General features: G+C 43.9%; 18 protein-coding genes and 3 pseudogenes. 9 read left to right on the top strand and 12 right to left on the bottom strand.

What is annotated here, in order from left to right; genetic code table 11:
- Positions 1–148 precede the first annotated feature (148 nt).
- From DNHGIG_RS10535 to DNHGIG_RS10525, 3 genes and pseudogenes are all read left to right on the top strand, one after another.
- Positions 149–469 (top strand): annotated as a pseudogene (locus tag DNHGIG_RS10535) (hotdog fold thioesterase).
- Between the two features lie 80 nt (positions 470–549).
- Positions 550–957 carry a cupin domain-containing protein gene (locus tag DNHGIG_RS10530; protein ID WP_439647734.1) on the top strand — a complete coding sequence of 136 codons (408 nt, stop codon included), beginning with the start codon at positions 550–552 and terminating at the stop codon, positions 955–957.
- 231 nt (positions 958–1,188) lie between these two features.
- Positions 1,189–2,476: pseudogene (locus DNHGIG_RS10525) on the top strand (MFS transporter).
- 231 nt (positions 2,477–2,707) lie between these two features.
- Here the strand turns inward: DNHGIG_RS10525 and DNHGIG_RS10520 are convergent.
- From DNHGIG_RS10520 to DNHGIG_RS21000, 8 genes and pseudogenes are all read right to left on the bottom strand, one after another.
- The gene (locus DNHGIG_RS10520) at positions 2,708–3,160 is read right to left on the bottom strand and encodes a GNAT family N-acetyltransferase (RefSeq protein ID WP_282199579.1); all 453 of its coding nucleotides are present in this window, start codon (positions 3,158–3,160) and stop codon (positions 2,708–2,710) included.
- A 12-nt stretch (positions 3,161–3,172) separates the two neighbouring features.
- Positions 3,173–4,228 (bottom strand): N-acetylneuraminate synthase family protein, encoded by a 1,056-nt coding sequence (locus DNHGIG_RS10515; RefSeq protein ID WP_282199578.1) that lies wholly within the window; start codon positions 4,226–4,228, stop codon positions 3,173–3,175.
- A gap of 2 nt (positions 4,229–4,230) precedes the next feature.
- Complete coding sequence (gene pseG / locus DNHGIG_RS10510) at positions 4,231–5,301, bottom strand: UDP-2,4-diacetamido-2,4,6-trideoxy-beta-L-altropyranose hydrolase (RefSeq protein ID WP_282199577.1); 1,071 nt, start codon at positions 5,299–5,301, stop codon at positions 4,231–4,233.
- A gap of 23 nt (positions 5,302–5,324) precedes the next feature.
- Positions 5,325–6,062: a cytidylyltransferase domain-containing protein gene (locus DNHGIG_RS10505; protein ID WP_282199576.1), complete on the bottom strand. Its 738-nt coding sequence runs from the start codon at positions 6,060–6,062 to the stop codon at positions 5,325–5,327.
- Between the two features lie 42 nt (positions 6,063–6,104).
- Positions 6,105–7,307, bottom strand: a complete 1,203-nt coding sequence (gene pseC / locus DNHGIG_RS10500) for a UDP-4-amino-4,6-dideoxy-N-acetyl-beta-L-altrosamine transaminase (protein ID WP_282199575.1) — start codon at positions 7,305–7,307, stop codon at positions 6,105–6,107.
- 65 nt (positions 7,308–7,372) lie between these two features.
- Complete coding sequence (locus DNHGIG_RS10495; protein ID WP_282199574.1) at positions 7,373–8,317, bottom strand: dTDP-glucose 4,6-dehydratase; 945 nt, start codon at positions 8,315–8,317, stop codon at positions 7,373–7,375.
- A 123-nt stretch (positions 8,318–8,440) separates the two neighbouring features.
- Positions 8,441–8,785: a DUF6385 domain-containing protein gene (locus tag DNHGIG_RS10490; protein ID WP_282199573.1), complete on the bottom strand. Its 345-nt coding sequence runs from the start codon at positions 8,783–8,785 to the stop codon at positions 8,441–8,443.
- Positions 8,786–8,968: 183 nt separating this feature from the next.
- Positions 8,969–9,433 (bottom strand): annotated as a pseudogene (locus DNHGIG_RS21000) (magnesium and cobalt transport protein CorA); the annotation flags it as partial.
- 147 nt (positions 9,434–9,580) lie between these two features.
- Between DNHGIG_RS21000 and DNHGIG_RS10480 the strand changes: the two are divergent.
- The 6 genes from DNHGIG_RS10480 (at position 9,581) to DNHGIG_RS10455 (ending at position 18,167) form a co-directional block, all read left to right on the top strand.
- Positions 9,581–10,888: a glycosyltransferase gene (locus DNHGIG_RS10480; RefSeq protein ID WP_282199571.1), complete on the top strand. Its 1,308-nt coding sequence runs from the start codon at positions 9,581–9,583 to the stop codon at positions 10,886–10,888.
- A 130-nt stretch (positions 10,889–11,018) separates the two neighbouring features.
- A complete protein-coding gene (locus DNHGIG_RS10475; RefSeq protein ID WP_282199570.1) occupies positions 11,019–11,564 on the top strand; it encodes a hypothetical protein in 546 nt (181 codons plus the stop codon).
- Positions 11,557–11,868, top strand: coding sequence for a hypothetical protein (locus tag DNHGIG_RS10470; RefSeq protein WP_282199569.1), 312 nt, complete (start codon positions 11,557–11,559; stop codon positions 11,866–11,868). The genes DNHGIG_RS10475 and DNHGIG_RS10470 overlap by 8 nt, the downstream gene beginning before the upstream one ends.
- Positions 11,865–13,784 carry a motility associated factor glycosyltransferase family protein gene (locus tag DNHGIG_RS10465; RefSeq protein ID WP_282199568.1) on the top strand — a complete coding sequence of 640 codons (1,920 nt, stop codon included), beginning with the start codon at positions 11,865–11,867 and terminating at the stop codon, positions 13,782–13,784. The genes DNHGIG_RS10470 and DNHGIG_RS10465 overlap by 4 nt, the downstream gene beginning before the upstream one ends.
- A complete protein-coding gene (locus tag DNHGIG_RS10460) occupies positions 13,768–14,820 on the top strand; it encodes an SDR family NAD(P)-dependent oxidoreductase (RefSeq protein WP_282199567.1) in 1,053 nt (350 codons plus the stop codon). The genes DNHGIG_RS10465 and DNHGIG_RS10460 overlap by 17 nt, the downstream gene beginning before the upstream one ends.
- A 515-nt stretch (positions 14,821–15,335) precedes the next feature.
- On the top strand, positions 15,336–18,167 hold the full coding sequence (locus DNHGIG_RS10455; protein ID WP_282199566.1) for a BMQ_0737 family morphogenetic spore coat protein: 2,832 nt from the start codon (positions 15,336–15,338) through the stop codon (positions 18,165–18,167).
- A 252-nt stretch (positions 18,168–18,419) separates the two neighbouring features.
- On the opposite strand, the gene DNHGIG_RS10450 is transcribed toward DNHGIG_RS10455, so the two are convergent.
- The 4 genes from DNHGIG_RS10450 to DNHGIG_RS10435 all read right to left on the bottom strand — a co-directional run bounded on the left by DNHGIG_RS10450 (position 18,420) and on the right by DNHGIG_RS10435 (position 20,521).
- Positions 18,420–19,052, bottom strand: a complete 633-nt coding sequence (locus DNHGIG_RS10450) for a GNAT family N-acetyltransferase (RefSeq protein ID WP_282199565.1) — start codon at positions 19,050–19,052, stop codon at positions 18,420–18,422.
- Positions 19,053–19,174: 122 nt separating this feature from the next.
- Complete coding sequence (locus DNHGIG_RS10445; RefSeq protein ID WP_282199564.1) at positions 19,175–19,708, bottom strand: hypothetical protein; 534 nt, start codon at positions 19,706–19,708, stop codon at positions 19,175–19,177.
- A 189-nt stretch (positions 19,709–19,897) separates the two neighbouring features.
- Positions 19,898–20,230 (bottom strand): chaperone CsaA, encoded by a 333-nt coding sequence (gene csaA, locus DNHGIG_RS10440; RefSeq protein ID WP_282199563.1) that lies wholly within the window; start codon positions 20,228–20,230, stop codon positions 19,898–19,900.
- Between the two features lie 27 nt (positions 20,231–20,257).
- Entirely contained in the window at positions 20,258–20,521 is a 264-nt protein-coding gene (locus DNHGIG_RS10435) for a DUF6154 family protein (protein ID WP_369414704.1), read from the bottom strand.
- Positions 20,522–20,675: the final 154 nt, after the last annotated feature.

The following is a 20,675-nucleotide window of genomic DNA, read 5'->3' as shown; positions in this document are numbered from 1 at the left end:
TTTTTACAAATAAAACGCCTTTACGTATTATATTGTCAAGGAGGGAGTATTTGCAATGGTTGATCACGAATGGACGAAAAGAATGAGCACAAAGAATACCATTTTAGAAGTTCTTGGAATTGATGTTATTAAGGTATCCTAAGATGAAGTGGTAGCGACAATGCCGGTTCATGATGCTACTCGGCAACCATTTGGTATGCTACACGGTGGAGCATCTGTGGTGTTAGCGGAAACCGTTGCAAGTGTGGGAACGTGGAATCTCATAGATATGGAAAAAGAATATGTGGTAGGACTTAAAATCAATGCTAACCATATTCGTGGGAAAAAGGATGGCATGGTTACAGCCATAGGAATTCCTATTCATTAAGGAAAATCGACAATGATCTGGGAAATCAAGATAACAGATGAAAATGAAAAATTGATTTGTGCATCAAGATGTACGGTAGCAATTCTTCCAAAGCAAAACTGATGCATTTCTTTGAACCATGTAGGGGTGGTTGAAATTATGATGCGATTATATATTTTAGAAAAAATCAAAATAAGTGAGGTATGATTATCATGAATGGACAAATGTCGAAAGGACAAAACTTTACGAGTATACAGGTAGATTGGGCAAATATGCAGAAGGTGTTTCTAAAAGACACTCTGCAATTGACTGGAATGGAAGTGTCTCTTAATAGATTGCCACCAGGAGAAGGTTCTCATTTCCGACATAAACACAAACAAAATGAAGAACTCTTTATTATTGTCAAAGGATCCGGACAGTTACAGGTTGACGGTAAAATTATCGATGTTCGTGAAGGAACTTCAATCCGTGTTGCCCCAGATGGAGTACGCGCTATCCGGAATAATTCTTCTGAGGATCTTTACTACATATGTATCCAGGCAAAAGAAGGGTCACTCACTGCGTATACAAAAACAGACGGAATTATTACAGACAAAACAGTTGAGTGGTAGGTTGTGAAATAGGTTCGAGCCCCGGCCTCTACTGGCTGGGTTTTTTCTTTGAGAACCATTGTTTAGCTATGGAACATGAGACCATCGTGATTTTATTTTTCTATGCTCAGTACCCTCAAAACTCACTAAATGACCTTACACTTCAATAAAATTGAATCAATTGTTCAAATGTTTCATTTTTACAAATATCACGTCTTTATGTAATATATTGTCAAGGAGGGAGTCATTGCAATGGTTGACCACGAATGGACGAAAACGTCTGCCAAGAGAACGATTCATTATGGATGGATTATTGCGGGAATCACGTTTTTGACACTTTTGGTTTCGGCGGGCATTCGTTCGACACCCGGAGTGCTTATCATGCCCTTGGAAATGCATTTTGGATGGGACCGAACGATTACCACATTCCCGATTGCCATCAATTTGGCTTTATACGGACTATGTGGACCATTTGCAGCAGCCCTAATGGAGAGGTTTGGAATCCAAACGAATCATGATTGTCGCTTTGTTGATGTTAATGATGGGCACTGGACTCTCCGCATGGATGCAATCTCCATGGCAATTCATTCTGTTGTGGGGATTGGTGGTCGGAATTGGAACAGGATTCACCTCTTCCGTTCTGGGAGCCGTTGTCACAAATCGGTGGTTTAAAAAACGGAAAGGGTTAGTCATTGGAATCCTTACGGCAAGTGGGGCAACGGGTCAACTTGTTTTTTTACCGTTGCTCGCTAAATTAGCGACCGATATCAATTGGCAAATGACTGTGTGGGTGACCTCAATCGCGTCCCTCATTGTCATTTTGTTCATTGTTTTTTTCATGCGTGAAAGACCTTGCGATGTGGGAATGCTGCCATATGGAGCGACAGAACCGATTGAGCCCATGAAGAATTCGATCGAAAACCCATTCATTTCAGCGATAAAAGGTCTCCAAGTAGGGATTCGTTCGAAACATTTTTGGCTTCTTTCAGGAAGTTTCTTTATATGTGGTTTATCTACCAATGGTTTAATTGGTACCCACTTAATCCCTGCATGTGTGGAGCATGGCATCCCAGAAGTAACGGCAGCGAGTATGTTGGCTGTTATGGGGGTTTTTGACATCATTGGAACCACAGTATCCGGTTGGCTTTCGGATCGCTGGGACAGTCGATGGCTCTTATTTTGGTACTATGGATTGCGAGGACTTTCTCTAGTGTTCCTGCCTTATGCTTTGGATTCCACGTTTTTGGGTTTGACTCTTTTCGTTGTGTTTTACGGTTTGGATTGGGTGGCAACAGTACCACCAACCGTACGTTTGTGTGACCGCTCATTCGGAAAACATAGCGGGATCGTATTTGGTTGGGTTTGGGCTTCTCACCAACTGGGAGCTGCAACTGCGGCTTTCGGAGGTGGTGTTATGCACTCGTTTCTCGGAACCTACACATTCATATTTATCGTTGCAGGTATACTCTGTGTATTGGCATCCGGCTTTGTCATTCAAATTCGAGGGAGCAAGGAACCGATTGTTCGACACATCTCGTAAATAAAAAACGATATATAAAACACTTCCGGAACGTTTGAAGGGTTTGCCAAAATAAAAGGCCGCTTTTTTCCAGACCGCTCAACGTGTAGACCTTGTACCTTCGGTACTTTGTCTACACGCTGAAGCCTTGAACATATGGGTTCAGGGGTCTTGTAATGAACATCTTGAACTCAGGGACACCCTCATTTATTCCTGTATTTTTTAGGGATAACTAAGTAAATTCTCACGTTTTTACATGTCAAGAAACATATACACGAGATTTCCTCCTTCATTTTCTATCCGAAAACCGGCCTTCGTGAAGCTTTTTATGGATAGAAGGTTTTCTTTTTTTATCTTTGCCACCAGTGTTTGTATCTGCGGGCGACATGTTCTTGCAAGTTCACAGCTCATTTTTAGGATGTTTTGTCCATATCCGCGGTTTCTCGCTTCTGGTGCCAGATGAATACTTACCTCCATTCGTTTTTCGTCAATTTGATCGAAACGTAAAACGCCTATCGCAACATGATCTTTTTCAATGATAAAAAGTATACGATCCGGCAGCGATAAACTACGGCGAAACCAGGCTTCATGTTCTTCTTGAGAAATTTCACGACTATCCAATGAGTTGATGCGTGTAACCGGATCGTTCCTCCAATCCAAAATCATGTTACAATCCTTCCACTCTGCTTCACGACAGACGAACATGAAGACACCTCACTAAATCATGTCCCACGTAATCGGATCATCCTCTTGAATATGTTGCTTTGCTTCTCTGCCGACAATCAGGTCCACATATTTAGGAGAAATCCCGGTACCGGGTCGTTTAATCATAATCATATCCCGCGTAATCTTCGTACCTTGAGGAATGTCTCTCGCGGCGATCACACTCCGTCTTCCTTTTTGTACCATCTCCTCTTCCGCTATGGATCGCCTTTTGATTCCATCGCCGAAAGATTTTTCTACATTACGAATTTGATGAACCATCATTTTTAATTCTTCAGGTTCAAGGGCAAAGGGTCCGTGATCGGGTCCAGATAAGTTTCGGCTGAGCGTAAAGTGTTTTTCAATAACATGAGCACCCATGGCAACAGCCGCTATGGGAATGGTGGTACCTATGGTGTGGTCGGAAAAACCAACGGGATAGGGAAAAGCATGCTTCATCGTGATCATCGCTCGTAGATTCACGTTCTCTGGAAGTGTGGGATACAAGGAGTTACAATGAAGCAAGATAATTTGATCATTCCCCGTATTCACGGCTATCTGAATGGCTTCTTCGATTTCCCCGAGGTTGGCCATCCCCGTCGAGAGAATCAACGGTTTTCCTTTGCTTGCCGCATGTTGGATGAGAGTCGTATCCACCAGTTCAAAGGAGGCAATTTTAAAGGCCTCTATACCTATTTCATACAGTTCATCGATTGCTCGTATATCAAAAGGAGAAGATAGGAAAAGAATGGAACGTGTTTGTGCATACTCATAAAGTTCTCGCTGCCACGCTCTCGGCAGTTCACATTGTCGAATGAGTTCATATACATTTTGATTACCCAGATAAGTAAAATGAGGGGTTTTGCGGGAATAGAGGGTATTTGCTGAGTAGGTTTGAAATTTGACAGCGTTGCATCCAGCTTCAGCTGCCACGTCAATCAATGCCTTCGCCATTCCCAGATCCCGATTATGATTTGCCCCTGCTTCTGCGATGATGAAACAAGGTTCCTCTTCTCCGATCAGCCATTTTCCTATACGAATCCGTTTTTCTCTCCTGTCAATCCCATTCACCTTCAGATCAACTCCTCAAGAATTATACGGGCTACCCGGTCCGCTCCCCGGGCATCTACCAGTTTAAAGGATTGCCGGCTCAATTGTTTTCGCACGAATCGGTCTAAAAGCAACCACTGAATCTTCTGTCGTATTTCTTCAATAGAAACCTGTTCAATACGCCCAAGGTAAACAGAAGCTTTCTTGTGTTGTAATGCTTCCCCCACGGCTATTTGATTGCCAGCAATCGACACGATCAGGCTGGGAACCCCAAGTGCGGCCAATTCATAAACCGTACTTCCCCCAGCGCTAATGGAAAGATCCGTATTGGCCATCAATACAGACATTTGCTGACTGTGATGAATCAACGCGACATTTCTCAACTGTCTCGCTTCAGCCTCTATCTTCACATGATCTGTAAACGCTTTGCCTAACACAACTGTAATCTCCAATCGATTTTTTATATGTTCATCTAGATCATGGATCGCCTTTAAGACCTTCAATGTTCCCTGTGCCGGATCCGATCCCCCCATGGTCACAAGGATCCGTTTCGCGCGAAATGGATGCGTACGTTTCAGTGTTTGACGCTGTTCATAAAATTCACGACGCAACAAAGCAAAACGCGGTCCCCGTAAAACTTTTGTATTTTCATTCGTCGCATAATTCAAAGTTTCCGCAAACAGATTTTGATTGATAATCAGATCACAATCATAAAAGGGTAACTGAGCAAAATCGTCAATGAGGACCAAAGGAACACCGATTTTTTTTAGTTGCCGCAGGTCATAGGTGTCAATGTCGTAGGAGTCTAAAACGAGGATGGTAGATGAAGGGTTTTGGATGATTTGGCACACAGAAAATATTTCCTCTTCTTTTGTAAGATGGGGTTGGAGAATATTACAGGTAAATAATGATTTTATTAACTGAGATGATAATTCACTGGGATCCTGGCGGGTGATAAACTGGCATTTCACGCCGTACTCGTGAAGGGCTTGAGCCAGAGCGATACATCGTTGCACATGTCCCGTACCGATTTTGAATGACGCGTCCGCGCGAAAATAGACAGATACTTTCTCCCCTTGACTTTTGTTATTCATGATGAAATTCCTCGTTACAAAATTTATGTTCCTACCCCTTTTTGCTGAACACCCTCATTGATTTTGCTCAATGAAGGTTCTCTCTCTAATAATTGAATGATGTCTGTCCACGTAAACAAAGGATTATTTATATAGATACGACGATAAACCTCTTGTACAAACAACCAGTCTTCTCGCGTATCTAATGTCCAGCGGTATTTTGAATAATCGATGGGGTTGGTAAACGAACACAGTCGAAATTGTTCGGGATGCCGATATAGATAAAGGGTTACATGCTCCTTTTCATCATCGCGCTCCGCCTGTCGATATGCTTTATCTAATGCATGCATTGTAAAGATTTCCACATCCAAACCGCGGGGAAAGGTACGTTCCAATGTATTGCTCATGTAATCGGAGGTAGATCCTTCACTGAGGAAAACCTCCAACATCCTATCGATCATGCCAGGGTCAATAAAAGGACAATCAGCTGTGATCCGAACAATTACGTCGGATTGGTAGTTACATGCTGCCTGGTAAAATCTTTCTAACACATGTTCTTCGCTTCCGCGGAAAGCGTGCACTTGATTACGCACAGCCTCTTCCGCTATACATTGATCTTGAGCTAATGTACTTGTGGCGACAACGATTTCATCTAATTTCCGAGACCATTTTAAGCGAGCGATCACGTGAGCGAGAACCGTTTGATTTTCTAATTTCAGCATCACTTTTCCGGGGAGACGACGGGAACCCATATGCGCTTGAACAATCGCTGTCACTTTCATGGTGCAACATCCCCCCTGATGGACTACCAGTTTTTCAAACACTTATTTCGCATAATAATTCAAAACTTTTCGAACCGAATGAATGACATCCTGAATATCTTGTTCAGTCATAGCGGGAAACAGAGGCAATGTGATCATTTGTTCATAACATTTTTCAGCGATTGGACAAATCCCTTTTTGATACCCTAATTGTTGATAATATAGATGTGTATAAACAGGTCTGTAATGCACGTTGACCCCAATGTTTTCCGCTTGCAAAGCCTCGTAAATTTTTTTGCGGTCCACACATAATCGTTCCGGAACCAAACGAATGACATAAAGGTGCCAGCTTGATTCGATGTTTGACAGTTGTTGTGGAATCACGATGGATTTTATGTTTTGAAAAGCTGCATCATACCGACTGGCGATTTTTCTTCTCCGCTCATTAAACCGATCGAGTTTGTTCATTTGACTTATGCCCAGAGCTGCCTGGAAATCAGTCATACGATAATTAAAACCTAGAAACTGCATTTCGTAATACCAGGGGCCTTCGAAGTAACTGCATCTTTGCGGATTTCGCGTAATTCCATGTGTACGGAATTGGATGAGCTTTTCATAATACGTTTCGTTATTCGTTGTAATGATCCCCCCTTCACCCGTCGTGATCGGCTTGACAGGATGGAAACTGAACACGCTCATATCACTCAGTGAACCAATCTTCACTCCGTTATACGTGGCACCGAGTGCATGGGCGGCATCTTCGATCACGACCAGCTGGTGCATTTTGGCAATACGTTTGATTTCCTCATGGTTGACCGGTTGTCCTGCGAAATCCACAGGGAGAATGGCCTTTGTCCGTTCTGTAATCCGTGACTCAATAGCATCTGGATTGATATTATAGGTGTTTGGATCGATGTCCGCAAAAACGGGTGTACCTCTTGTATACAGGATTGCATTCGCTGTGGCGACAAAGGTCATTGGTGTGGTGATCACTTCATCCCCTTTCCCTATACCGGCAGAAAAACAAGCCGCATGTAAAGCCGCCGTCCCGTTGGCAAAGGCCACCGCATACTTTGCTCCTACATACGTCGCTACTTTCTCTTCAAATTGAGTTATGGCTGGTCCAGTCGTAATGTAATCTCCATCTAAAATCTCCAAAACGGCCTTACGGTCAGATTCATCCAACCATTGTCTTCCATATGGTAAATAGCGGTCACGAACAGGCTTTCCCCCTTCAATAGCCGGAATCTCCTCTATTTTTTTCATCCGTACGTGTTCATCCTCCTAAAAACGGTAGAATCATGCATCCTTTGACTCTAAAAGATGTTTTATTACTCGTGGTGATTGTTTCGAATCCAATCTTCCGTGCGTTTTAAGCCTTCTTCCAAACTGACAAGCGGTTCCCAACCCAATTTTTCTTTTGCTTTGGAGTAATTGCAGAGTAACTTGGCGATTTCGCTTTGCGGGTGGATATGTGGGACATGTATGATCCTGGTCTCATCCTGGACAATCATCTTGGCCAAAGCGTTAATTGAAATATCTTTTCCAAGGCCCGCATGGAGGATCTCTCCGTTCACTTGATCGGAATATCCTGCAAGCGCGACAAATCGAGCGCAATCCTCTACATAAAGGAAATCACGGGTTTGTGTACCGTCCCCATAGATTTTTAACACTTCTCCGGACAACTTGTTTCGAATAAAGATGGGAATAACACCGCCTTCACCGCCTGTTTTCTGGTATGGACCATAAGTATTAAATGGGCGTAACACCACAGCAGGCAAGCCGTATGCATAGTAATAAGAAAGGACCAAATTTTCTGCCGCAATCTTCGCGCCTGCGTAAGGAGATGCGGGTTTTGTCTGATCAGATTCGCGAATTCCTTCCGGATGAATGGAATGGTGATAGACCATGCAGGTACTCATCAAAACGAATTTTACACCATTCTCTCTACACTCTTCTAAAAGATTGAACGTCCCGACGATATCATTTTCAAATGTTCTCTTTGGGTCATCGATACTTTCTTGTACATTGATTTTGGCAGCGAGATGAAAACAGATATCGAATTTGTTTCTAAAGAGGGATTGTAATCGATTGACGTCCTGAATATTTCCTGCCATGAATTCTTGAAATCCCGAATGAACTTGTAAGTTATAAATATTTTCTAATCGGCCATTGGAAAGATCATCGAGAACCCAAACTTTGTGACCATCGTCTAATAATTGTTTGACGAGCCATCTGCCGATGAAACCAGATCCGCCTGTGACCAAAGCTTTCATACGAGAATTCCTCCACAAATCGAGATTTGATCCCATGCTTTCTTATTCCTATTCAGGACAGAGTGTGATCTTTCATTTAAAAAAAGCCCCGGAAAGTGTTGTTTTCCAGGGCTTTTACTATTTCTAGACAGCCCCTTGTGCAAAGATGTCCACTGTTGTGTTCGCTGCGGAATTTCTTCTTACTGCGATCCGTGCATACTTCGTAAATCTGCCGGGTGTAAAGATGACCATCCCTCCTGCACTGATTGTTGGCTGTGTTGAATCCGGATCATCCATCCAATTCGTTGCATCAGGGCTTAGCTGGATTTTGGCTACAGCGGGCGCTGCTCCTGTATTCCGGACAGTCATCGTGAATTGTGTCAACTGGATTGTACTTTGAGTAGCACCGAAGGTGAAAGTCGTACTGCTTGATGTTGTAACCGTTTGAATAAGGTCTGTCGTTGACCGGGCCCCAAGTTTCGTAACCATATTGCTAGCGACCGATTGGAATACCCTTGCTAACAAGTTCGATCGCTGCGATTGGAAGATCCTTGCCTGCAAGTTCGAGCGCAGCGACTGGAAGATCCTTGCCTGCAAGTTCGATTGCTGCGACTGGAAGATCCTTGCCTGCAAGTTTGAACGCAGCGACTGGAAGATCCTTGCCTGCAAGTTTGAACGCAGCGACTGGAATATCCTTGCCATCAAGTTCGATCGCTGCGACTGGAAGATCCTTGCCTGCAAGTTTGAACGCAGCGACTGGAAGATCCTTGCCTGCAAGTTCGATTGCTGCGACTGGAAGATCCTTGCCTGCAAGTTTGAACGCAGCGACTGGAAGATCCTTGCCTGCAAGTTCGATGGCTGCGACTGGAAGATCCTTGCTTGCAAGTTCGAACGTTGCGATTGGAAGATCCTTGCCTGCAAGTTCGAGCGCTGCGACTGGAAGATCCTTGCCTGCAAGTTCGATTGCTGCGACTGGAAGATCCTTGCCTGCAAGTTCGATTGCTGCGACTGGAAGATCCTTGCCTGCAAGTTCGAACGTTGCGATTGAAAGATCCTTGCCTGCAAGTTTGAACGTTGCGATTGAAACACTTGACTCTTTAATTCTGAGGCTATTTCATTAAAAACTTTAGTGGCCATTCATTTCCCTCCTCTCAACATCATAGATACGTAATTCATATACTGTCAGAAACGGCACATCACTGGCAGAAAAACACATATTTCTTCAATATGGTTCAGTATCACCGATTTTCTGAGCCACAAGATTTACATCAGGGGTTGACTGAATTGAATAAGGAGAAAAATACACTATCGGTTTGCATCATTTGTAAGAACGAAGAGGAATATCTCCCATCTTTACTAGAAAAAGTCCAATTATTCGCGAATGAAATTATTTTTGTGGACACCGGCTCCACCGATACCTCTGTAGAGGTAGCCAAACAATACGGAGCAAAAGTTTTCATCTGGGAATGGTCGAACGACTTTAGCGCCGCGCGCAATAAAGCCCTTCAGCACGCAACCGGGGAATGGGTTCTGTTTCTGGATTGTGATGATGAACTATCAGAAGATACCATCAGAAACATTCGTGGGTTTATTCAATCTTCTTCAGCAGAAGGCTGTTATGTGCGTTATGAAAATGTAGTAGATGTAGAGGGGCAGCAAGAAACAATCATTGATCACAAACTCACCTTATTCCGTAATCGGTCAACCTACAGGTTTCGAGAGCCTATCCATGAAACCATTGAAGAATCCATGTCCGAAACGGTCGATTTACTTCAAATACCTGTTTCGAATATTACGATCAAGCATCAAGGTTATAAAAATCCACATGTTCTGGAGGAAAAACAAAAGCGCAATCTGCAAATTATTGAAGAAACGATCCGAAAAGAAGGAAAAAGGCCTTTCCTTCTCTATTGTCAAGCCGTCTGTTACTTAAATCTATTCGAATATGAACAGGCGCTGAAGCTGTTGTTGATTCTAAAAGATAGCTGGTCACCTTCTCATCCGCTGCATTCGGATGTATGCTATAAAATCGCTTTATGTTTATTTGAAACTCGTCAGTTGGACCTTGCACAGATGGAGCTGATGAGGGCTATCGAATATTATCCCGACTTTACGGACCTCAATTATTTTTCCGCTTGCATTGATTTCCATGACAAAAAATATGAAGAAGCCATGCATAAATGGAAACATTGCATCCAATTGGGGGATGCACCTCCGCAATATACCCATCTCGAAGGAACAGGCACGTTTCTTGCCTGGCAAGGGATTGCTCAAGTATATACAGCACGCAAAGAATATGTTCATGCCATCGAGGCTTACCGTAAATCACTCGAACTGAATCCAGGTCACCTGCACTGTATTCGCCAATTTATGATTGTCCTCGCCGATCACTTTTCTTTCCAGGAATCATACCTTCACCTTTCTTCCCTTTATGAATTTTCGGACCCACAGACTGTCTTCTTTCTTGCTTTAATTGCCGAACAGGTTCAAAGGTGGGAGTTCGCCTATGCTCTTCTCTCAACCATTAAGGGACCGGAACTGGAGCAAGAAATCTTTACGAAGCAAATGCGTATTTTGATGAAACTTCTATAATTTTTCGAAACCCCTCTTCCATACAAGGGAAGAAGGGGAATTCTTCATGATTTGAGGCTGTATCCTAGGGCAATCATCCATACATTTCCAGTTCATTCGAATATACATGAAATAGCTTCAAAAGGGAGTGATGACCGTTATGGATCAGCCTTTACTTCTGAAAAACCGAAGTGAACTTAACTCTTCCCTTAGACATTTAGTGGAACAATGGTATGTCTGGCTGTGTTCCAAACCGAATTTTTTGTTTCAACATGAAAATGAAACTCGCATGCATCACTCAGTTTCAAATTACCACCATAAACTTTATGAGTTACAGCAATCCGCAATAGCACAATCGGATTGGTTCATTCATGAAGGCTCCCAAGTTTTAATTCAGGCGATGACAATTGAGAAAACAAAGGGGGAAACGGATTTGGGAGAGTTTGAAGATACAGAAGAAAAAATACAGAAACTGAGTCAACTTCTTGAACGATGGTATTCCTGGTTAGGTTCAACACCAGAACCCCTGTTTCGACGGGCTGACTATGATCAAATGAAAAATCCTGTGATCTATTTCCATGAAGCCATCGATTGGTTAAGTCGAACAACAATCGTGAATACCGAGTGGTTTTTTTCAGATGGATCTCAAATTGTAATGAATCGGTGGTTAAAGGGGGATTACGATTCTTATGAATGATGAATGTTCTTATATTTCCCTCATTAAAGAAGGATGTCAATCTTGGCGTCAAGGAGATGATCAAAAAGGGATCAATTGCTTCCAGCAAGCCTGCCTCTTATGGATCGATCATCTTGAAGAACAGGAACGAACGGGGGAACGTCTGCCTGAAGAATCTTTCAATCGACTCATTCAATCGATGGAAAAACTCATGGAAACACTAAACGGCCATGATATCATCCGGGCTACAGATATCCTCGAATATGACATTTTACTACTCGTCAAATCGATGGAATCACAGAAAACAGGAGTTGAAAAATTTTGAAAAACACGATATTAGAACAAAATATCTCTTGTTTGCCGGATAAACTACGGATTTTATTACCTGAGAACGAAAACAACCCGAGATCTTTACAAGTTGTTCAAGGCGAGCAAGGATGGCCTGTTGCCCGCGTTCAAATCGGGACACAAACGATTCACACGAACAGTTTGATCGATCCATGGCAAGAAGCCAGTCATTGGGCAGATACACTCGACTATAAGGACGTGATGGTCAGTTTTATCTACGGTTGCGGTTTCGGGTATCCATTAATCGAATACGCAAAAAGGAAGCAGCCCTATACAGAAACGATTGTGTTTGAACGAAATATCGACCTGTTTTATACCATGTTGAGCCGGATTGATATACGGGATTTGCTACAAAATCCTACGTTTCATTTCGTCATCGGGGATCCGTCCCAAATGAAAACATTACTGAGTGATATTTTAACTTCCGACTTTTTATTACGGGTTTCGAAACCGGCATGTTTCTTTACCTGGTTAGCACACCGCAATGAAAAAGAAGCCTATCTCAAGATTCATGAGTGGTTATGGAGTACCCTGGAATTAAATATAACGGGGATAGGTAACTCCGTTCATGACACGTTAGTGGGCATGTATAACATGTTAGACAACGTGGAAAGTGTACTGCGCAGTCCGCGCCTCTCTTCCCTCCGCGATACGTTCAAAGGAAAACCGGCAATTATTGTTTCCAATGGCCCTTCACTCGATAAGAACTTGGAGTTGTTAGCACAGGCCAAGGGCAAAGCCTTGATCCTGACAGCAGAATCCGCTTTAAAACCGTGTTTGAAAAGAAACATTCAACCGGATGCTGTTTGTGTGGTAGAACGTACGCCCAGTTCATATGAAGTGCATTTTAAACAGGCGCAACTTCCTTCTGATTTGGTTCTGGTGGGACTTCATTTAATGGATCCACGCATACCGGTTGAATTTCCCGGTCCTTGGATTCCCGTTTTTCGCTCTTACGAATCTACGAGCAAATGGATTAATGAAGCTGTCAGTGACGGTTGTGGTTTAAGTGGAGGCAGTTCATCGGCCCATTTGGCTTTTGAATTCGCCCTTTGGGTAGGAGCCAATCCAATTATATTTGTAGGCCAAGATCTTTCATTTGGACCTGATTATTCAACACATAGTAAACTTTCTTCTTATTCAGAAGAATATATGGCACAACATGTACAAATCATACAGTCTCAACCTACTTTTTGGGTTAAAGGGGTCGACGGAAATCTGATTCCTACAATTAAAATATGGTATGAATTTAAAACTTGGTTCGAGCAACAGATTGCCCAATATCCTGATCGACGTTTTATTGATGCTACGGAAGGCGGAGCCTATATTGAAGGAACAGAATTGATGCCCCTCCAACAGGCGATCCACTTGTATTGCCAGGAACATTTACCTATGAATCTCTATGACAAAGTTAAGGATCTGGTGCCAAAAGACAGTCCCCATGACCGAAGGAAAAAATACGAAGACTTACTGAGTCGAATTCAATGGATCCGCAATCGTTTGCATCAACTGACTATAGAAGCAGACACAGACATCCGAAACTGTAAACTGGTACAAAAAGCATGTGCTTTACAAGTGAAGTATGCGGGATCCCTTCCAGCTTTTGTTGAATCTCTCTATAACCACAATAGCCATGCATTTCGTAAGTATGGCTCAAATGAAGAGATTGTAACATTCACACAATCGATTATTTTCGCTTTTCACAAACTGATCAACGATATCGGTGAAGTGGATACGGTAGAGCGGCTTTTAAAGGTGACTGAAATCCAGCAGAAAATGTACGAATATTTAAAAGAGACTTGTCTCCGCTTGATCCAACATTTTGATTTGGCGGACCGCCGCATCCGAGAACAGATGGAAAAAGAGGGAGGAACGGATGTTAAATCATTTTGAAGAACAGTTACGTGCCATTTTTCAAGGGAGAACGGTTTTGATAACTGGCGCCACCGGAACCATGGGTCAGGCAATGGCTCGAAGAATTCTGAACTATGAGCCAAGTACTATTCGACTTTTCAGTCGAGATGAATATAAACAGTACGTATTAAAAGAAGAAATTGGGCATATTCCGCAGTACAGATTTTTGCTTGGTGATGTGCGTGATCTCGAACGTGTGCAAAGAGCCATGCAAGGAGTAGACATCGTTTTGCATACGGCTGCCCTCAAACATTTACCCGCATGTGAATATAACCCTTTTGAAGCGATTAAAACAAACGTGATCGGAACTCAGAATGTCATTCAAGCCTGTCTGCAAAACAATGTCAAAAAAATGCTTTTGACCAGCAGTGACAAGGCGATTTCACCGGAAAATACGCTTGGGGCTACTAAATTATTGGCCGAACGCCTCATTACGGCCATGGCTCATGCCAAAGGAACTTCCTCTACGACTTTTTGTGCGGTTCGTTTTGGTAATGTATTGGGGTCCCGCGGTTCTGTCGTGAATCGCTTTATTGAAGACTTACGAAATCGACAGCCGATAAAAGTAACGGATATAAATATGACACGATTTATGATGTCCATTGATCAAGCCGTTTCCCTCGTATTGAAGGCGTTGGTTTTATCACAAGGTGGTGATGTGTTCGTTTTAAAAATGCCAGTGATCAGGCTTGGGGATCTGGTTGATGTGCTGATCGAAGAGTTTCAAGAAAGAGTAAAAAATAACAGGAAATCGGATATAAAGATACAAACTATCGGGATTCGGCCAGGTGAAAAAATGTACGAAGAACTGATTAGTGAAGAGGAGTCAAAAATTGCATGGGAGTGGGGGGACATGTTCGTATTACCTCCCTGGTGGAATACGAATCCAAAATATCCCGGAGCCATTCGAGTTTCAAGTGGTCTTTATAGTTCCAGAGACATCCCTCCACTTTCTAAGAAGGAAATAAAATCGTTACTCCTTGACTCCCATTTACTAAGTAAAATTGACGGATAGATTTTTCACCCAACGCTTATAAGAAGATTACCGATCTCCATTTGAATTCGCTCAACGTTTTCCACAATTCCATCGCATGTATACGTTAACTCACCTTTGACACGGAACACTAAGGAATAGCCCTAACCTCTTGGGGTTAAGGACTATTCTTCGTATACATACACTTCTTGTTTTTATTAGCCTACCGTTAGGTCCCGGACAGTTTTCAATGGATTATACCGGAAGCATTATTGTGCCACCCGGAAATTCGTTGGCAGTTAGTGTGAACGCTTCCCTATCTGTTGCCGGTCAACTCACCACAACGACCAACATCAAATGGTGGGAGTATTAGATATTCATACTTGTTATAAGGACTCTTTCTCGCTCGATTCATGCCAAAGTTTCAGCTTTTGCGAATACAGCTTTCTCTTACCCCTTCCATAAGCCCACTCCAATTTTATGCCGTCTGTGTACAATAAAAAGCGAGGGTAATTTCACATCGCTGAATGGCAAATATAAAAAGGGATGGGTAAATCATGCCTATTTCAGAAAAGAGCAAACAGGAAATTTGGGAAAATTTTAGAAATCTTCCCCTTTTATTTGTTCCGAACGTAGGACAAACAAATACAAGGGTTCATTATTTTGCCCGCGGTTCACGCTATGGAGTCTATTTTACATCCGAGGAAGTGGTGTTCACCTTTTTTCCGGGAACTCCCCGAAGGTGTCACGGTCATCCCAAGAGATTCCCCTGTAACAAAACCGTTTCTGAGGAGGAGTCATCGTTTCATGGAATTGCCCTGGCCTTACACTTTCTAAATGCCAATCCCGTAGTGATACCGGAGGGGAAACATGAGGGAACGGGAAAAGTCAACTATTTGATCGGGAACGAACCATCCAAATGGCACACGAATCTTTCAACTTATCACGAGGTTGTCTACCAGGGACTCTGGAAAGGGGTGGATCTGGTCTTTCAGGGTTGGAACGGGCAGCTCAAATATACATTTGTTGTCCAGCCAGGTACACATCCTGACGTGATTCAACTCTTCTATCGAGGAGCAGATGATCTGTCTTTAGATGAAATGGGAAACCTTCAGATCCAAACCCCCTACGGTGTACTCATTGATGAACGACCTACGAGCTATCAGATAAGAGACGGCCAACAGGTAGAGGTAACCAGTTCTTTTGTTGTGAAACAGTATATGACAGATGAAAAAGTTTACAGTTTCCAAGTCGGTAACGACTATGATCCCCAATATCCTCTCATCATTGATCCTGATCTCGTTTATTCCACCTATCTTGGAGGTAGTGGGAGTGATGAGGGTAGCGGCATTGCTGTTGATTCCGACGGAAACGCCTATATAACGGGGAGCACCAGTTCTCTTGATTTTCCTGTCACCCCAGGAGTCTTTTCTTTTACGTATCGGGGAGGTATTTCTGATGCCTTTGTAACGAAACTGAATTCGACGGGTACAGCACTTATCTATTCCACATACCTCGGAGGAAGTCGTTTCGATGCCGGTTTGGACATCGCCGTAGACGCCTCTGGTAACGCTTATGTAACTGGCAGTACCGAGTCCAGCGATTTTCCTACCACACCGGGAGCTTTTCAGACCACTCTAGCCGGTGGAAGTGACGTCTTCGTAACCAAGCTGAATTCCTCGGGGACCGCACTCATTTATTCGACGTATCTCGGGGGCAGTTTAGATGATGACGGTTTTGACATCGCTGTTGACCCCTTGAGAAATGCGTATGTAACCGGTAGTACCCAGTCTCTGAATTTCCCCCATACCCCTGGAGCTTTTCAGACTACTCTTGCAGGTGAATACGATGTCTTTGTAACGAAGCTCAATCCCTCAGGTAGCACGCTTGTCTACTCTACATTTCTGGGGGGAAGTGGAGAGGATGAAAGTTTTGGCATTACCGTAGACGCTTTTGGCAATGCTTATGTAACGGGAAGTACCGATTCTTTAAATTTCCCCACCACACCGGGAGCCTTGTTTACGACATATAGAGGGGGCCATACGGACGCCTTTGTGACGAAGCTCAATTCTTCGGGCACCGCACTTGTCTATTCCACCTATCTGGGAGGGAGCGGTTATGACCGTGGGACCGATATTGCTGTGGATTCTTCCGGAAACGCGTATATTACAGGAGATACAGACTCTCTAAATTTCCCCACCACCCCGCAAGCATTCCAAACCGTTCATGCCGGCTTTGACGATGCCTTTGTAACAAAGCTGAATTCTACGGGCAGCGCACTCGTCTATTCCACCTATCTCGGGGGAAGTCATTTCGATACAGGTTGGAGTATCTCCATTGATTCCTTAAGGAATGTTTATGTAACAGGGGACACGAACTCTCCTGACTTTCCTACTACCCTTCACGCATTTCAGACAGCACATGCCGATCTTGACGATGCCTTTGTTATCAAATTGAACCCTATGGGCACCATGCTCTATTCTACGTATCTTGGGGGGAGTGGTGACGACGAGGGTTTCGGGATTGCCATTGATGCGTCTGGTAACGCTTATATAACAGGAGACACCAACTCCCTCAATTTCCCCAGTACTCCCTCTGCATTCCAGATCGTCAATGCTGGTGGATTCGACGCCTTTGTGACAAAGATTCGTATACCTACATTCTCCTGCCCGAGTGTACTCTGCGAATTTGATGCTTCCAATCCTAAGAGAACCACCTGTATCGTCAATGGAACAATCGTGGATGTGGCTCTTGTCCCCTTCCAGTTTGTCGCCTGTGTCGTGTTGACCATTCGGGATGACACCCTTGGAATCCCTCTCTGTGTCGAACCAGTGGTAGTTACCTTTAACGAGGATGTTGCTCTTTGTTTACCTGACCCCCTTGGAAACGAGAACATCGTATGCCGGATTCTTGATGTCCTTTGTAACGCCAAACTCGTTCCGTTTGATCAATCGATTCTCTTGAACATCACCCTTTGCAAAGAAATCCAGGTGGAAGCAGACGTGAAGTTGCAAGTGCCAGCGAGATTCTGTTCACCTCGCAGACTGATTTCTTGTGTGGTCCCAACCATGAGTCCTACCTGCCCGCCGTTCCTCTTCCCGCCTCAATGTCCATCTCTGTTTCCGGTTCCAACTGTAGCGCCTACATTCGCCCCAACCCTAGCACCTACAGCGATACCAACACCTATTCCCACTCTGACTCCAGCTCCTGCACCGACAGCCCCTGTGTTAGAATTGGAGTGCATTCATATACGAAAGGTCTATGATTGGATTTTCGATACGAACACTTACACAAATAAAATCACCCTTCCAGAAGCTTGCGTACGAACCATTCAGGAGGCTCTTCAAGCAGGTCACAGAATCAGTGTAAGTTGCGCCACTTCGACATAATGTAACAAAAGAATGGAGTAAGAAGGGGCGTCTACCTCCCTCAGGACTTGAGGCGGCAGCGGGTTCGCTAGTTCATCGGCCACCATGACCTCAACAAAATCCATCGCTTTCCCAATGGATCCTATTTTCTAATCAAAAATGGACTGTTGTGCACTTTAGGAATTTCATGATAGAAATATAAAATTACATCTATTCCGAATCATAATGAAAAAAGACCACAACCCTCTTAAAAGGCTGTGGTCTTATTGATGTTTAACGTGTACGATTCCTCTTCATTTGTTTCTTCGCCCAATTGGCGCGTAGTTTCTTTTTTCTTCCCGCTGCCACATTCGCTTGTAGGTTTTCTTCCCCATCTTGCTCTCCGACGAACGTACACATCCAAATATCGTCTTCGTAGCCATTTTCCGTCTTAATCGCACGGACTTTGCGGCCTTCCTCTCGGAACCCCATCTTCTTGTACAGCGCTTGTGCCTGCAAATTGGAACCGCGTACTCCCAGTTCTAGGCGTTCGATCCCCTGGCTTTTTGCCCATTCAAACGATTCACGGATCAGTTCGCGGCCGATGCGTTGGCCTCGGTACGATTCTTCAAGCCCCATCCATAAGGTTGCCGCGTGTTGCATGATCGGTAAGGTCCGGCGGTCACAGCGCAGCCAGCCGATGACCCCTTTCTCCTTGGATAAAGCCACCCATGTCGCTTGGTTGGCAGGGTTTTGCATGTGCCATTCTTCATACATGTCCTCTATGGAAAAAGGGAGATTATGATCCAACATCATTTTTCCTTCTTGAAAAACACCGTTCATCACCCGATATAACCCCGGAATGTCCTCCAATTCCCAGCGGCGAATCACGATTTCCTCGCCATGATCCAACGTCAATGTCCGCATGCATGGTCACTCCCTAGAGAAAATTGTCCCTAGGTCTATGTATGCATAGGTCGACGTCATTGACACAAAATCCCCCTGTTAGTCTCAACAAGGAAACAATTTCGATCCATCCGTTTCCATGATTATGTATGCAGAAGAGTGAGAAGCCACTCCATGGTCTTTACGGTATGTTCCAACAATCTTGGGATCTCTTCGACATTACTTTCGTCGATCTTATTGCGAAACATCAGAGTGCATATGTATCGGTTTTCTTCCGTTCCCGACTCGAGGTCCATCGACTTTTCGAGGGAATGATCGATGATCGTATCTTCCCACAATTGTTTCATCTTTTCGTGGATGACGTCCATTTTTGTATCGTCGTGTTTCCAATTCTCCACGCGGAAACAGAGAGACACGCGAACACCCGGTTTTTCGTCTACCAGGCGCATCGCCTGCAGTTCAGCGGCAAAATCACGCACCTGACTGTTGATCTCTACTTCACATGTTATCGTGTCACGCGCTTCCGTGAGCACATAACCCATGCGAAAGTAGCGTTGCATGCGGGCCAGATCAACCAGATCCGCTCGATCCACGACGACTATGATCCCATCACGATCAATATCATAGATGCTTCCTTCCAAGACCACCTTCAAATTATCAAAAATCGTCGGATCCATACAAAATTTCCACCTCTTCTTTCCAAGTCCATATTCGACCCGGAAAAGTCGATTTCCTGCAGAAATCTGGTAACCACATCACGAAATATTAAAAAATTCTTCATAAAACACGCTCCCATAACGAGGATGGGGCGAGATCGACGGAAGTCATGAAAAAAAGCCCCATTAGGGCTTGCGAAAATCATTCGATCAACTGATTTTTGTTCCATTTGCGGTCGTTTCATCCGGACGCAGAAGAATGACATCCCCTTCCTCCGGTACACCTCCTAGCACCAAAACTTCCGACTTGAATCCGGCGATGCGCCGCGGGGGAAAGTTAACGACAGCCACCACTTGTCTTCCTATTAACTCTTCAGGCGTGTAACGGCGAGTGATCTGTGCGCTTGACCGCTTGACACCTACTTCCGGCCCAAAGTCGATCGTAAGTTTAATCGCAGGTTTCCTGGCTTCCGGGAACGGTTCCGCTTCGATCACCGTCCCTATGCGAATATCCAATTTCATGAAATCCTCAATCGTTGCCATAAGCCCCTCCACAACACTGATTGTCCGTCAGTGAATGGGTCCTTCTTCCATAGGGCCCATCTCTTCGGGTACGGCTGCTCCTTCTTTGATCAATTTCGCATGTAATTTGTTCACTAAATACGTACCCAGCATCTCGTACATCTCTGTGTAGGACATCTCGCGGATGATCTCCATCAAGTGCTCGCGGTCAAGTTCAGTGAGTATGGATGATACGATGATCATCGCATCTTCTTCATCGCCGGACAATCGGTTTTTATACAGCTCATACAATTGATCGACAAATTTCATCATCGAGCACCTCACGTCCTATTTTGTACCTAGTGTACGAAAAAAAACAAGATGGATACGTAAGCCAGCCTACATTTTTCATTTCTTGATCTCTCAGTGTTGTAGAGTTTTGTAGAATTGCGTATATTGACGTAGGTTCACATCATAATGTGATTAG

Source organism: Collibacillus ludicampi, from assembly GCF_023705585.1.
Classification (GTDB): domain Bacteria; phylum Bacillota; class Bacilli; order Tumebacillales; family BOQE01; genus Collibacillus; species Collibacillus ludicampi.
The sequence above is the reverse complement of the archived record's forward strand: the minus strand, read 5'-3'. Positions and strand labels throughout refer to the sequence as shown.

Coding starts and splice junctions, on each gene's coding strand:
- DNHGIG_RS10470 (WP_282199569.1), top strand. CDS start 11,557: ATGAATGATGAATGTTCTTATATTTCCCTCATTAAAGAAGGATGTCAA.
- DNHGIG_RS10435 (WP_369414704.1), bottom strand. CDS start 20,521: ATGATGAAATTTGTCGATCAATTGTATGAGCTGTATAAAAACCGATTG.
- DNHGIG_RS10460 (WP_282199567.1), top strand. CDS start 13,768: ATGTTAAATCATTTTGAAGAACAGTTACGTGCCATTTTTCAAGGGAGA.
- DNHGIG_RS10450 (WP_282199565.1), bottom strand. CDS start 19,052: ATGCGGACATTGACGTTGGATCATGGCGAGGAAATCGTGATTCGCCGC.
- csaA (WP_282199563.1), bottom strand. CDS start 20,230: ATGGCAACGATTGAGGATTTCATGAAATTGGATATTCGCATAGGGACG.
- pseC (WP_282199575.1), bottom strand. CDS start 7,307: ATGAAAAAAATAGAGGAGATTCCGGCTATTGAAGGGGGAAAGCCTGTT.
- pseG (WP_282199577.1), bottom strand. CDS start 5,301: ATGAATAACAAAAGTCAAGGGGAGAAAGTATCTGTCTATTTTCGCGCG.
- DNHGIG_RS10455 (WP_282199566.1), top strand. CDS start 15,336: ATGCCTATTTCAGAAAAGAGCAAACAGGAAATTTGGGAAAATTTTAGA.
- DNHGIG_RS10445 (WP_282199564.1), bottom strand. CDS start 19,708: ATGGATCCGACGATTTTTGATAATTTGAAGGTGGTCTTGGAAGGAAGC.
- DNHGIG_RS10530 (WP_439647734.1), top strand. CDS start 550: ATGATTATCATGAATGGACAAATGTCGAAAGGACAAAACTTTACGAGT.
- DNHGIG_RS10520 (WP_282199579.1), bottom strand. CDS start 3,160: ATGTTCGTCTGTCGTGAAGCAGAGTGGAAGGATTGTAACATGATTTTG.
- DNHGIG_RS10505 (WP_282199576.1), bottom strand. CDS start 6,062: ATGAAAGTGACAGCGATTGTTCAAGCGCATATGGGTTCCCGTCGTCTC.
- DNHGIG_RS10475 (WP_282199570.1), top strand. CDS start 11,019: ATGACCGTTATGGATCAGCCTTTACTTCTGAAAAACCGAAGTGAACTT.
- DNHGIG_RS10490 (WP_282199573.1), bottom strand. CDS start 8,785: ATGGTTACGAAACTTGGGGCCCGGTCAACGACAGACCTTATTCAAACG.
- DNHGIG_RS10495 (WP_282199574.1), bottom strand. CDS start 8,317: ATGAAAGCTTTGGTCACAGGCGGATCTGGTTTCATCGGCAGATGGCTC.